Annotated in this window: 11 protein-coding genes and 1 tRNA gene; 3 read left to right on the top strand and 9 right to left on the bottom strand. The window is 57.0% G+C overall.

The window, feature by feature from the left end:
• Positions 1-169 precede the first annotated feature (169 nt).
• Positions 170-242 (bottom strand) — tRNA-Glu (locus tag HMPREF3044_RS01770).
• Between the two features lie 219 nt (positions 243-461).
• On the opposite strand from HMPREF3044_RS01770, the gene thrC reads away from it, so the two are divergent.
• Positions 462-1,835, top strand: a complete 1,374-nt coding sequence (gene thrC / locus HMPREF3044_RS01765) for a threonine synthase (protein ID WP_070739027.1) — start codon at positions 462-464, stop codon at positions 1,833-1,835.
• A 685-nt stretch (positions 1,836-2,520) separates the two neighbouring features.
• Positions 2,521-3,216 carry a metallophosphoesterase gene (locus HMPREF3044_RS01760; RefSeq protein WP_005392294.1) on the top strand — a complete coding sequence of 232 codons (696 nt, stop codon included), beginning with the start codon at positions 2,521-2,523 and terminating at the stop codon, positions 3,214-3,216.
• A gap of 104 nt (positions 3,217-3,320) precedes the next feature.
• Here the strand turns inward: HMPREF3044_RS01760 and HMPREF3044_RS01755 are convergent, their stop codons facing one another.
• The 8 genes from HMPREF3044_RS01755 to HMPREF3044_RS01720 all read right to left on the bottom strand — a co-directional run bounded on the left by HMPREF3044_RS01755 (position 3,321) and on the right by HMPREF3044_RS01720 (position 12,062).
• Positions 3,321-4,421, bottom strand: a complete 1,101-nt coding sequence (locus HMPREF3044_RS01755) for an FGGY-family carbohydrate kinase (RefSeq protein ID WP_246820829.1) — start codon at positions 4,419-4,421, stop codon at positions 3,321-3,323.
• Positions 4,346-5,233, bottom strand: coding sequence for a DUF3427 domain-containing protein (locus HMPREF3044_RS01750; RefSeq protein WP_083318101.1), 888 nt, complete (start codon positions 5,231-5,233; stop codon positions 4,346-4,348). The genes HMPREF3044_RS01755 and HMPREF3044_RS01750 overlap by 76 nt, the downstream gene beginning before the upstream one ends.
• Positions 5,125-6,354 carry a DEAD/DEAH box helicase gene (locus HMPREF3044_RS01745; protein ID WP_083318100.1) on the bottom strand — a complete coding sequence of 410 codons (1,230 nt, stop codon included), beginning with the start codon at positions 6,352-6,354 and terminating at the stop codon, positions 5,125-5,127. The genes HMPREF3044_RS01750 and HMPREF3044_RS01745 overlap by 109 nt, the downstream gene beginning before the upstream one ends.
• A 95-nt stretch (positions 6,355-6,449) precedes the next feature.
• Positions 6,450-7,280, bottom strand: a complete 831-nt coding sequence (locus HMPREF3044_RS01740; protein WP_070739023.1) for a DEAD/DEAH box helicase family protein — start codon at positions 7,278-7,280, stop codon at positions 6,450-6,452.
• A gap of 116 nt (positions 7,281-7,396) precedes the next feature.
• A complete protein-coding gene (locus HMPREF3044_RS01735; RefSeq protein WP_005396129.1) occupies positions 7,397-8,557 on the bottom strand; it encodes an ABC transporter ATP-binding protein in 1,161 nt (386 codons plus the stop codon).
• A 43-nt stretch (positions 8,558-8,600) separates the two neighbouring features.
• Positions 8,601-9,920 carry an ABC transporter substrate-binding protein gene (locus HMPREF3044_RS01730; RefSeq protein ID WP_070739022.1) on the bottom strand — a complete coding sequence of 440 codons (1,320 nt, stop codon included), beginning with the start codon at positions 9,918-9,920 and terminating at the stop codon, positions 8,601-8,603.
• Positions 9,921-10,085: 165 nt separating this feature from the next.
• Positions 10,086-11,114 (bottom strand): carbohydrate ABC transporter permease, encoded by a 1,029-nt coding sequence (locus HMPREF3044_RS01725; protein WP_005396128.1) that lies wholly within the window; start codon positions 11,112-11,114, stop codon positions 10,086-10,088.
• Positions 11,115-12,062, bottom strand: a complete 948-nt coding sequence (locus tag HMPREF3044_RS01720) for a carbohydrate ABC transporter permease (protein ID WP_005392278.1) — start codon at positions 12,060-12,062, stop codon at positions 11,115-11,117. It lies immediately after the preceding gene.
• Between the two features lie 506 nt (positions 12,063-12,568).
• On the opposite strand from HMPREF3044_RS01720, the gene HMPREF3044_RS01715 reads away from it, so the two are divergent.
• On the top strand, positions 12,569-12,769 hold the full coding sequence (locus tag HMPREF3044_RS01715) for a hypothetical protein (RefSeq protein WP_070739021.1): 201 nt from the start codon (positions 12,569-12,571) through the stop codon (positions 12,767-12,769).
• Positions 12,770-12,793: the final 24 nt, after the last annotated feature.

The raw sequence follows: 12,793 nt of genomic DNA, 5'->3' as shown, positions 1-12,793 counted from the left end.
GCCGAAAAGACACACGTTTTGGCGCTTAACCCACATTCGTTCTAACGTTGTCCACCTGCAGTATGTGTGAGAACCTGGCATTTAACCCGCCCTCTCCATGCCACCTGTTGGCGTGTCTACCACCGCATTAAAAAAGGCACTCAGTGTCTCCACTGAGTGCCTTTCCTTGTACCCCGTACGGGATTTGAACCCGTGCCGCCGCCGTGAGAGGGCGGTGTCCTAGGCCGCTAGACGAACGGGGCATACGCAACGTATGCGTTTTCACTTTTTACTCTGACGGTTATACTCCGTTGAGCGTGCCCACGAGTCTACGTAACCGTCACCGAATTACCAAATGCGCACGTCATATAGCTTTTCGGGCGGTTACGAGCGGTCGGGAGTGAGGGAGAAGATACGGTGAGACGAGGCGTCGACAAGCAAAAACCACCTACAGACCGGGCGGTACGGTACGATTCCTACCCATGAAGTACTTCTCCACCCGCGATTACAACCACCAGTCCCCTGCCAGCTTCGATGACGTACTCATCCGGGGGCTAGCCCCCGACGGCGGCCTGTACCTACCCGAAAGCTACCCGCAGCTGAGCAAGGAGGACTTAGACGCGCTCAAGGGGAAGACCTACCCTGAGGTGGCCGAGGCCATTATCGAACTGTACGCACCTGGCAAGGGCCACCTCGCGCACCGGGCCTACACGACAACGGCCTTCGATTCCGAGGAGATCGTCCCGCTGACGCGGGTCACCGACAACCTGTTCATCGGCCATCTGTCTCAGGGGCCGACGGCAGCTTTTAAGGACATGGCGATGCAGCTCCTCGGTGTGCTGTTTGAGGACTCCGGCAAGGAGATGAATATCCTCGGTGCCACAAGTGGCGACACCGGCTCCTCTGCGGAATACGCCATGCGCGGACGCGACGGAATCCGGGTGTTCATGCTCACCCCGAAGGGCCGTATGACACCGTTCCAGCAGGCGCAGATGTTTAGCCTCGACGACCCGAATATTTTCAACATCGCCGTCGACGGTGTTTTTGATGACTGCCAGGACATTGTCAAGGCCGTCTCTGCCGATAAGGAGTTTAAGGAGACGTACCACATCGGCGCGGTCAACTCGATTAACTGGGCGCGGCTGCTGGCACAGGTGGTGTACTATGTCTGGCTCTACCTGCAGGCCGGCGCTCCGATTGCCTTCTCCGTTCCTACCGGCAACTTCGGCGACATCTGCGCCGGCCACATTGCCCGCCAAATGGGTGTTCCGATTACGTCGCTGATCGTAGCCACCAACGAGAACGATGTCCTGGACGAGTTCTTCCGCACGGGCACCTACAGGCCCCGTTCGGCGGCGGAGACGCTCGCCACGAGCTCCCCCTCGATGGATATTTCCAAGGCCAGCAACTTTGAGCGGTTCATTCACGATCTTGTCGGTGCTCAGCGCACGGCGGAGCTGTTCGGTTCTACCTCCCCCTCGTTTACGCTTTCCGACGACGAGATGGCGCGCGTCTCTGACGAGTTCGGGTTCGCCTCGGGGTCTTCTACCCACGCAGACAGGCTGGCTACCATCGCCCGCCTGCATTCCGAGTACGACCAGCTCGTGGACCCACACACCGCAGACGGCATTCACGTGGCGGAAACTCTACTTTCCGCCGGCACGGTCACAGGCCCCGTCATCTGCCTAGAGACCGCTCTACCTGTGAAGTTCGCCGAGACTATCTACGAGGCTATCGGCGAGAGTCCCACCGTCCCCGAGCGTTTCCGTGACATCGAATCTGGTGAGCGCCACGTCACTGACATGCCAAATGATGCGGAAGCCGTCAAACGGTTCATTGCCGAGAAGGTAGGCTAACTACTCATTTTTCTGTGTCTGCTGGTTGGCGACTGCCAGCCAGTGGTAACCGCGCTTTTCTGCCAGCAGCGAGAAGGGGGGCCGCCCGGACACTAACTGTAAGGTGGCTGGCCCCACGCCCATGAGCAAAGGCGTGCAGGAGCCTCTACGTCTCACACAAGCTGGTCTGCTATCGGGAGCGGGGGGATAGTCACCGAAATCAACAACTCAAATTAGTGCGGGTGCAACGTTCGGGTAGCGGGGAGACGGTCGCGTGGCATAAAGTACGCGTCGTCACCGTTGTGACACCCTGCACGAAAATCCGCAGTAGAATACGCAGAGGCTGACGCAGGCAGAACTTGACACATGTGTGCAGAACACCGAAAAACTGCACCCGCCTAGGTGAAAACGACGGGTACTCGGGGAAGGGAGGAGATCGATGCGGGATCATGGTTCGACGCACGCTTCTAACGCGCGTCGCGATCACCGAGTGCCACTCCATAAGGCTTGTCTCTTGTGCAACCCCATTCTCATTCACGCAGAGTAGAGCCTCCAAAGGCAAGCAAACTTTTTAGAATAAGCCGTTTCAAAACGGGTCGGGTCGCAACAGACATATAACGTAACAATCATCTCGAACCTGGCATCTTCTGGCTCTACATGCCATGCCACAATCATTCCACTACCTGTCAAGGAGACGTGAAAAACAATGGACGGTAGGAAAAACAACTCCGTATTTAAGGATCTGGATCGAACATTCTTCGTCAGCGACCTACACCTCGGGCACCCTCTGGTGAGCCGAAAGCGAGGATTTTCTACAACAGACGCGCACGACGAATACATTATCGGCGCTATCAGGAGGGTTACCCCCCACGGCGCAAACCTCATAGTCATGGGAGATATCACTGTGCGGCGCGAAGACTACGCCCTCGAGGTTATTGACCAGTTGAAACATGAATTGGAGCTTTCTAGTCTCATTCTCCTTCCTGGAAACCATGACATGGTTCACCCCATGTGTGGGCTAGACCAAAACCTCCGATGGAGTGCCCCCTTCAACGCCGTATTCGACTACATCACTCTGCAGTTGGAAACCTACGTACCACAGGTGGGCCACGTTCTGCTCAGCCACTTACCGTGCAACGAGGCGGAAAACCGCTATACCAAACCGCACCTCGTCCGTTTCGCCCCGAAAATGAATGGGTACCTTGTCAACGTGCACGGCCATACTCACCGCGAGACCCTCATCGACCATAACTTTGTCAACCTCAGTCTAGAGGCCACAGGGCTCGCACCAGTGTCGCTGAGAGATGTCCACTATATGACCGCAATGGCTCGGAAAACCGAGAGGCAGCAACAGAAAACGTACCAGTTACGCGAGCTTTCCTTGCCTTCTCGAGCCAGCTAGCAGTTCTATCGTTTAGCCGAGAGGAGCCGAATGGAGTCTGCAGTAGGTTCAGTGTGCTCAGCGCCTGGCTGGAACGCGCACTGTTAGTTTAAGAGCTGTTAGTTCTAGAGCACTGCGCGTACAGTGGCGAACTGGTCTTTTTCCTGCTCGTATGATTCCTGCGGTTTGTAAACCGCAGTGGGCGGTGGCGTGGGGATATCCACACCGGCGAACCGCAGCGCCCCCACTGTTCCAGCGTCGAAATCGGGAAGCACCTCGATGACCCAGCCCGTAACATCGGCGAGGATCTGCATCCATTCCGGTGACCGCGTGCATCCGCCAACGGTAGCGAGCGGGGCACCATTGGGCTCAATATCAAAGCTCAGCGCCAGGCACCCCCCTTCCAAGATGGCCTTGTGCAGGTGTGCCTGGGTAGTCTGCGGCGTCACGCCGATGAATGCTGCTCCAGGGGTCTCTACACGGCGGGGGAAACGCTCACGGAAAAAGGTCGGCAGGGCGACGACACCGGAGGGCCCAGACGGCAGCGCCCCGTCGATGGGGAAAAGCCGCAGAGCTTCCTCCCGGGCAGACCCCGCCGCCTGGACCGCAGCAATGCTGCGATACTTGTCATTCTCCAAGGCAAGGGTGTGTTTCTCCCGCCGACGGGTCGCCACTACCATATCGATGCTCGCATGCCACCCGGTCGTGCCCATGTAAATGTGCTCCTCCCCGATCCCAAGTGCAGTTGTACCAGCATCCCCCGGCGCGAGGATGATATCGACCCCCTGATCGGTGCCGATGTGCCCCTGCCCGATCGTGGGCAGGTGCACGGCCGGATCAACACCGATTGCCTCGCAGATGGCGGGAGACCACGCGCGCGTGGCGAGGTCCATAAAGCCGGTGGTCGATGCTGTGGTTGGATCTACATAGTGACCAAGCCCAAGGCGGTGTGCGATATAGCCGGATGGAGAAAACACCACTCGCTCAACACCGAGTGTATGCATCATCGCGACGTTCGAGGTCGGCCCCTGCTGGTTGCCGGTAATGATCTCCCACTCAGCGATGTCTGGTACTGAGGACCGTGTATCCGAATATAAGACGGCGACATCATCGTCGCGATCCAGGTAAATGAGGTCGTGCATCTGGTCCGTTAAGACGATGGCCTCTGCTGTAGGGTCGAAAAGCTCGTTGAACGCGCGGAACCAATCGGATGGTTGTTGCTCCACCTGGCCAGGGGCGGGGATAGCGCGTGGGGTACGTTACGGTACGTCCGTCGGAGCGCTTGGCACCGGAGATTCCAAAATCGATGGCATACACGGTCATGGGGAGTCGGGGGCTTTTCAGATTTAGAGAGGTGGCGGTAGAGGTGCTCCTCCACCGGCGAACGGAGGACAAGATCCATGGTGACGACGGGCTTGCCGCCGTGGCTGCTATTGGCTGCACCGTGAGGATCAACGCATCCTAAATAGTAGAACCTCTTGCCTTCCTGGTCACTCTTTTTAACAAACAGGTGGTGGGCAACCTCAGACTGGAGGACGCGTTTAATTTCTGGGGAAACGAGTGTGCGATCCAGACGCGTGTACCAATGCAGGACGTCGTTGTCCTTGAAGTGATCGTTGTACATGTCCCCGTCGTAGGTGACGAAAATAGGGCATGTCGACGTTGCGGTGTCTACCTTGTAGCCGTTGATCACGCCTTCTTGGTTCGTGTCCCAGCCGAGCATGCGACACACTTGTCGGCGGCTGTACTGGCGTCCGATTACGAGCTCACCCGTGTCGGTGCCACGTAGGCGCGACAGGGCAAGGCCAGTGTCGAGGACATCGTCGACGTGGGCGCGGAAGGACTGCGCGGGATCGGCATCCGGAGAGTAAGAGTTGTAGAGGCTGGAGAAAGAATCGGAGAGGTACCATCGACCACCAGCCTCGCGGATCAGCGGCACTGTGCCGAAACGTGCACCGAACTGTTTGGCGGAATAAAACTGCAGGGTAAGTACCCGATAGACGTTACGGCGAATGACAGGATCCGGGATGAGTTCCACGGGTCAACGCCGTCCCCGGCGCCGCGGGTAAGGGAGCGTAAGATGTGCAGTTCCTGGGGTCGGATGGCGTCGAGAAGCTCCTGCGACATGAAGGTGAGGAAACGTGCCTCCTCGTCTGTGGGCGCGTGCTCCACCGCCCGGAACTGGCACAACAATGACCAGTAGTTTTTCTTCCGAACGACAACATCGGGTTCCATCGTTTCGAAGCGGAGAAAATCCATGAGCCGGGGAATCCGTCCAAAGCGGTGCGAGAGGTCCGTGAAAGCGGATCGGATCTCCCGCATACCGTCAATCTTGCTGGTCGAGATTGCGTCACGTACACGCTTGGTAGCAATCCGGTCGAAGCTCACCGTCGAATTGGTGGGAACCCCATCCCCGGTGATCACCTTCTTGCGCAACGCTTCCTTGCTGCGAGACTGGTCACCGGTGAGGGCGATGGGGATCATGTAGTTGTTCTTGTAGTTGCCGATGAAATCGATGACGCGTAGGTGATCCTTCCCCGGCGCTTTGCGTAACCCGCGGCCGAGCTGCTGGGTAAAGACGATGGCGGACTGCGTCTCACGCATGAGCACGATTTGGTTGACACAGGGGATGTCGATACCTTCATTGAAAATGTCCACGGTGATGATGTAGTCGATCTCACCTTGTTCGAGCTGCCCAACGACTGCTTCCCGGCGCGCGGGTGCATCCGCGCCGGCGAGCGCAACTGCGCGGATCCCCCGCCGGGTGGGTTCTTCGGCGAGTGCGTGGAATTCCTCCACGCTGGAGGTAAAAATTAACCCGTGGACATCGTCTACTCTGCCGTACGTGTGCAGCGTGTCCACCACATCCTCGACCCGCCCAGTATCGGCGATGCCGTAGTAGTGCAACGGAACCAGCATCTTTTGCTTAAGCGCCTCACCCAAGCGGATTTCATAGGAGACGTTGTAATCAAAGAGGTCATAGATGTTGAACCCGTCGGTTCGCTCCGGCGTAGCCGTGAGCCCGAGCAAGAACCCAGGCGTGAAGTAATCAATAATCGCCCGGTAGCTGTCGGCGCCGGCTTTGTGAACCTCGTCAATGACGATGTGGTCAAACCTCTTCCGTGGCACCATGTGCAGGTTCTTGGACAGCGTCTGCACGGATGCGAACAGGTAATCGGCCGACCAGTCTGCCCGGCCCCCACGGCAAAGCCGTACTTCTTTGCCCCCAGCACCCGCTCGAACTCGCTCCGCGCCTAGGTAAGGATTTGTTCACGGTGAGCGATGAAGAGCACGCGCGTGGGGTCTGCATGGCAAACAGCGAAGGCTGCAAGAATTGTCTTGCCGGTGCCGGTGGCCGAGATGACCACCGCCGGCGTTTCCCCCGCCTCGCGGACGTCCTCGATCTGCTCCAGCGCCACCGCTTGCATCGGGTTGGGAACGAGCTTCTCCCCCACCCGCGGTTGATCGCCATCGACGGTGATCACACGCTTGCGCCGGCGCTTCTCATAGTCTGCAATCCAGGCCTCAGTGAGCGGGATGCACTGAGATCGTTGCTTGTCGACGGCCCGCCTCAGCAGTTCGACCACGTCACCGTCGCCGGTTGTATAAAACTTGAAGTTCCACTCCTCGTTGCTCGCCAACGCATTGTTGGTGAGGTTACTGCTTCCCACGATGGCAGTAGCCACGCCACCCTCATGCTCGAAGACGTACCCCTTGGCATGAAAACCCCGATCGAGATCCGTGTGAACATACACATCCACACCCGGCAGGGCCATCAACTCACGCAAGGCCTCCGGATCGTTGAAATCCAAATAGGTGGAGGTGATGATCGTATTGCGCGTGCCCTGGCGGAGAGCCCGGCGCCCGGAGTCCACCAAGGACTGTTTCAACGCGCCAATGCCGCTGGTGTTGATAAAGGCCACGGAAAAGTGAAAAGACCCAGCGATCGCAATTTCGGCGCGCAGGGCCTCCAGCATGGTCGCGCCCTGGTTAAAGACAAGAGAGAGTGGGGATGAGCTGAGAAAAAACGGCGTTGCCGCAGAAACAAAACCGTAGCGCACCGCTTGAATCAGATCATCTTGCATAACACTAACCCTACGGGCCCACCGCCGCCCAGGGAAGTAAACGCGGCCGTCCACACATAACGTAGACCCCGCATGCGAGAACATGCGGGGTCAACGAATCTGTTCGGCTTAGCTACCTAATGAGCCAGTGGCGCGGTCTCACGATTGGGGAGGTAGGAGAGGTTAATCTCCGTCTCCGGATCGAAGAACACGCAACCATCGGGCACTGGGCGCACCCAGATCTGGTCGCCCTTTTCAAGGACATCGTGCTTACCGGCACGTACGGTGACCATCTCGCCACGGACACGAACCGGAGAATTCTTTGTCATGTGTGCGTGACAGTAAGTATAAATTTCCGCACCGAGGTGTTCGACGATAGCGACGTCGAGTGGTAGACAAAACTCCTCGGGCTCCTCGTTGACGGAGACAATCTCCCAGTTTTCCGGTCGCACTCCAGCGATCACGGTATTACCACTGAGCTTTAGCGCGTTTTCCCGCGCCAAGTTGAGATCCATACGGTGTCCCTCGCCGACAACCGCACGCCCCTCTTCCACGGCGATACCATCGAGCAGCGTCATCGACGGGGACCCGATGAACTGCGCCACGAACGTATTACCGGGGTTGTTGTACAGCACCTGGGGCACATCGACCTGCTGCAGGATGCCGTCCTTCAGCACGCACACACGGTCCCCCATGGTCATAGCCTCGGTTTGGTCGTGGGTCACGTACACAGTCGTAACTCCCAGCTCACGCTGCAAGGCAGCGATCTGGGCACGTGTGGACACACGAAGCTTGGCGTCAAGGTTACTGAGTGGCTCATCCATGAGGAACACCTTTGGCTCCCGCACAATTGCGCGACCCATGGCGATACGCTGGCGCTGGCCACCAGACATCGCCGCCGGCTTCTTATCCAGCAGATCCTCCAGCTGGAGCATCTTCGCAGCGAAATCGACGCGCTTGTCGATCTCTTCCTTCGGAACCTTCTGATTCTCCAGAGCGAACGAGATATTCTGGCGTGCCGTCATATTGGGGTACAACGCATAGGATTGGAACACCATTGCCACGTCGCGTTCGCGAGCTCGGGACTCACTGACATCCTGTCCATCGATGAAGATCTGCCCTTCATCGACGGGCTCGAGGCCAGCAAGCATTCGCAGGGTGGTGGACTTGCCGCAGCCAGATGGTCCGACAAGTACAAGGAATTCCCCATCGTCGATGGTGAGGTTGATCCTGCTCACTGCAGGCGGGCGCGCCGGGTCGTAGATCCGGGAGGCCTGGCGAAACTCTACAGTTGCCATTGTCTACTATCTTCCTTTCACGTTCCCTTTGTCGTACCTGGGCTTAGAGGAACGGCGTGATCTGCTGGTCGATGGTCTTCTGGGTTTCCTTCTGAAGATCCTCAAACACAGCGGTGACATCTTCCTGTCCCACGGTGATGCGATCGAGCGCACCGCCGATGCGGGCTCCGCCACCGGGCACGAAAACGCGGGCGTAATCCTGCGGAGCGGTGTTCTCAGCGAGCTGCTTGATCGCTGTTTGGGCGTTGGGGTTGTCCTTCAGGTACGCCTTCTCGTCTGGATGCTCAATAGCTTCCTTGCGTACGGGCATGTAGCCTGTGGCCTGGGAGAACTTCACCGTGTTTTCTACGTTTGTCATGAAGTCGATGAACTTTACGGCGTTGCGCTTGCGCTCATCGGAAATACCGTTGGCCACGGCGAGGCCGGCACCGCCAGTCGGGCAGCCCGGGGTCGGCCCCGGGAGGTAGGTGGTGATGAACGGAATGGTGGCCGTCTTGTTCAGGCCTTGCAGCGAGCCTGTGGACTCCAACAAACCTGCGGCGTTACCTGCGCCGAACTGCACAGTGGGATCGGTTTGAACGTCGATGTACCTCTTCCCCACCATTTCCTTGAGGAACTCTCCCGCCTCGATGGACTTCGGATCCGTAAACGTGGGCTCCCACTCCTTGGAGTAGGCACCACCAAAGGTCCAGATCATGCCCTGGAAGTACCAGTCAAGGTAGTTCGAACCATCGGGCACGACAACCGCCGGCTTGCCGCCGTTGGCTTCTACAAGCTTGGGTGCCCACTCTGCGAACTCCTGCCACGTCTTCGGTCCACGATCGGTGGGAAGGCCCGCCTTAGCCAGAATGTCCGTGTTGAAGTACATGAGGCAGGTGGAGCGGCAGTATGGAACGCCGTAGTGCTTGCCATCGTAGGCATAGTCCTCGCGGAGGGTGTCAACGTAGCTATCCTGGTCGGTTCCTACTTCCTTCCACAGGTCATCCAGCGGAGTGGTGGCCTCGTTGAAGGCGAGGTTAAACCAGGTCACGTCGCTAGCGACAATGACGTCCGGCAGGTCTCCGCCGGCAAGAGCTGCGTTGAACTTCTGAGCGAGCTCCTCGTAGTTGGCGCCTGCGCTCACAAGCTCGACGGGAATATCCGGGTTTTCCGCCATGAAGGCATCAATCATCTCCTGCTCCATATCCTTGGAGCTAGCGGGGTGGTTGGACCAGAACTGCAGCGTGCCGTTTCCTTCTTGTCCGCCACCACCGGCGGCACTGGTGCTACCACCAGCGCAGGATGCCAGTCCGAGGGCGGTTGCGCCCATGACGCCGAGTCCGAGAGCCTTACGACGGCTGATTTCAATGTTGAGCGGGTTCATTGTGATTCTCCTTGAATGAGGTGTGTTAGCTGACGGTGCGACACGCGCCGGCAGGAAAAGGGATGTGTTTCCAGGGGTTGTCTTGTTGATGGGGACGGTCTTTGTTGTCCGGCAGAGTCTCTGTTCTGCGATACAGGATTGTTTTCCGGAACAAGGCTCTGTGATCTAGCCCTTGACCGCGCCTGCGGTCAAGCCCTTGATCATCTTCTTCTGCAACAATAGGAAGGCAACGAGCATGGGGACGGTGGTGAGCACAGTGCCCGCCATAACTGGTCCCCAGTTGGTGAGGCCCTCGGCATCCTGCAGGCGTGTAAGGCCAACAGGAAGTGGAGCAGTCGCCGCGGTGTCGGTGATAAGGAATGGCCACAAGTACTGGTTCCATTCACCGACAACCGTAATGAGGACAAACGCCGACAACGTCGGCCAGCTCATCGGCAGGACAACCTTGAAAAGCGTGGTAAAAAATCCAGCACCATCCATTTCGGCAGCTTCCATGATTTCCTTCGGCAGACTCATGAAATGGTTACGCATGAGGAACGTGCCAAAAGCAACGCCGGCAAGCGGGATGATCACACCGGCGAATGTGTTACGCCAACCGAGGGAGGCGACCAGCGCATAGTTTGAAATGATCGTGATCTGGTTCGGCACCATGAGCGTCGCAATGACGAGCATGAAAAGCAGGTTGCGACCGGGGAACTTGAGGAACGCAAACGCATAGGCGCTCATCACACCCAGCCCGACTTCCACTACGGTGAGTATCGCCGTGATGATGACAGAGTTTCTCAGATAAAGGTTGAAGCCTGAGGTTTCCATCACATAGGAATAGTTCTCTGGAGCAAAAGGATTTGGCCAGAAAGTAATTGGATCCGAGTAGACATCCTGGAATGTCTTAAACGAGGTAACAACAATGAAGTACAGCGGCACGAGGATGACAAGGACAGTGGCAGCCAGCGCCATGTACCCGAACACCCTGGCAATCGTGGACGTATGCTCCATTCCCCCGCTTCGCGCAACACGCTTCAGCTGCGCGTCGGTGATGACGGGCTCGCCCTCTCCCCGCGATCCTGGAACTGGCGGCAGGTTCTTCTTCGGGCCTTCCGGCAGTGGGAGCTGGCGCTTACGTCCACTGGTCAGACGGCGCTTCGTGCGCCTGGTGGTGCCATCTCCTGTGCCTACACTAATTGCGCTCGACATTTACTTATCCCCCTTTTCTTGGTAGTACACCTGGATAGCGGTGATAACGAGAACGACAAGGAACATGATCGTGGCGACGGCAGCACCGTAACCGGCACGGCTATTCACGAAGGTCTCCTGGTACACCTGGAAGACCATGGTTGAGGTGCCATAGCCGAACGGCCCACCCTTTGTCATCGCGTTGATGATGTCAAAAACTTGGAAGGAGTTCAGTAGCACAGTGATCGACAGGAAAAATGTCGTCCCGCGCAACTGAGGCATGACAACTCGGAAGAAGCGACGCATCGGCGGAGTTCCATCAATCTCCGCTGCCTCATCGAGATCCTTACGGCGCCCCTGCAGTGCAGCCAAGTAAATGACGAATACGTAGCCCACGTTCTTCCACACGTACGTGGTTGTGATCATGAACAGCGCCCACTTGGACTCTTGATAGAAGTTTGGTGATTCGATCCCGAACCAACCGAGGAAGTACTGGATGAGTCCGTAATTGGGGTCAAACACAAACTGGAAAGCAACGCCGATGGCGGCGCCGGCAATGACATAAGGTGCAAACACCATGGATCGCACCGCGCTCCGACCGAACAGTTTTTGGTCCAGCAAAAGCGCCAGTGCAAGTCCAATCATCATGGAACCCGCCACTGCGAAGAATGTAAACACGACGGTGTTGAAAACAACCGTTTTTGTCTCCGGGGCAGTGAACCACTCAATGTAGTTATCCAAGCCCACAAACTTCATTCGCGGGGAGGAAATGTTCCAGTTATAGAACGAGATCCTGATGTTGTCGATGAGAGGGCGGTAGGTGAAGATGACCAGAAGTATGAGGTTCGGAAGCACCAGCGCTGCCGCCAACAGCATCTGTTTGGTGCTGTATTGCGGACGTTGCTTCTTATGCGCGAATGTTTCGGATACCTCAGGCCTTTCGCTCACCGCAGGTATTAGCGTAGCCATGAATGTGAACCTAAACGTATTACGTTAACGGTTAGTTACCTACGCAGACCTAAACAGTTAACTCTCTGTTAATACTTGGCTTTGCAGCACCTTTACTGTCCGCTCGTAGAACGCGGGGCGAGAGGCGGATAGGCACGCTCATTCAGCAACACCCTTCAAAATCCACCTGCGAATAGCAGCCCGATTGCGTTAATTACCCCCGGTTTAGGGTACACACCCCTGCCGTAGGGAAACTTTGTAGAACATAAGAAAAACAACCGACCGGCACCCAAAATCCACCTTCCGCTCCGCGATTAGCTGGGAGAATACCAAAATACAAAACTTTCCCCCTAAAACTTAACTTTTACTAAGAGTAAGGCTTTATGTGCGCTAAGGTGATATCTTTAAAGAAGAATGGGGCGTTGCGCTGGACAAACTCCACACGCTGTCTGCTACTATCAGAAACCGCGCCACAAAGACGTAGCGCGAAACCTTAAATTCCCATAAGAAAAGGAAGGACCAGATCCATGGATCTCAGCACCACTCTCAACATTGTAAAGTCCATCATCAAGGCTCTCAAGGGCATCGCTTCCGGCGACATCGACTTCGAGAACCTCTCCTCCAACTTCGACAAGCTCAGCTCCGCCTTCGAGGGTGCTGAGGGCTCCTCCAAGGCAGACGCTGCTGACAAGGTTGCCGAGGGCAAGGACGCTATCTCCAAGAAGTAACTTCTAGGAATACCTCAATCGTGG

Origin of the sequence: Corynebacterium sp. HMSC073D01, from assembly GCF_001815555.1 — a bacterium.
Classification (GTDB): Bacteria; Actinomycetota; Actinomycetes; order Mycobacteriales; family Mycobacteriaceae; genus Corynebacterium; species Corynebacterium glucuronolyticum.
This window is presented reverse-complemented; position numbering and strand designations above follow the sequence as displayed.

Excerpts from the sequence above, each read along its gene's own strand:
- thrC (WP_070739027.1), top strand. The coding sequence starts at position 462 with ATGAAGTACTTCTCCACCCGCGATTACAACCACCAGTCCCCTGCCAGC.
- HMPREF3044_RS01760 (WP_005392294.1), top strand. The coding sequence starts at position 2,521 with ATGGACGGTAGGAAAAACAACTCCGTATTTAAGGATCTGGATCGAACA.
- HMPREF3044_RS01740 (WP_070739023.1), bottom strand. The coding sequence starts at position 7,280 with ATGCAAGATGATCTGATTCAAGCGGTGCGCTACGGTTTTGTTTCTGCG.
- HMPREF3044_RS01735 (WP_005396129.1), bottom strand. The coding sequence starts at position 8,557 with ATGGCAACTGTAGAGTTTCGCCAGGCCTCCCGGATCTACGACCCGGCG.
- HMPREF3044_RS01730 (WP_070739022.1), bottom strand. The coding sequence starts at position 9,920 with ATGAACCCGCTCAACATTGAAATCAGCCGTCGTAAGGCTCTCGGACTC.
- HMPREF3044_RS01725 (WP_005396128.1), bottom strand. The coding sequence starts at position 11,114 with ATGTCGAGCGCAATTAGTGTAGGCACAGGAGATGGCACCACCAGGCGC.
- HMPREF3044_RS01720 (WP_005392278.1), bottom strand. The coding sequence starts at position 12,062 with ATGGCTACGCTAATACCTGCGGTGAGCGAAAGGCCTGAGGTATCCGAA.
- HMPREF3044_RS01715 (WP_070739021.1), top strand. The coding sequence starts at position 12,569 with ATGGATCTCAGCACCACTCTCAACATTGTAAAGTCCATCATCAAGGCT.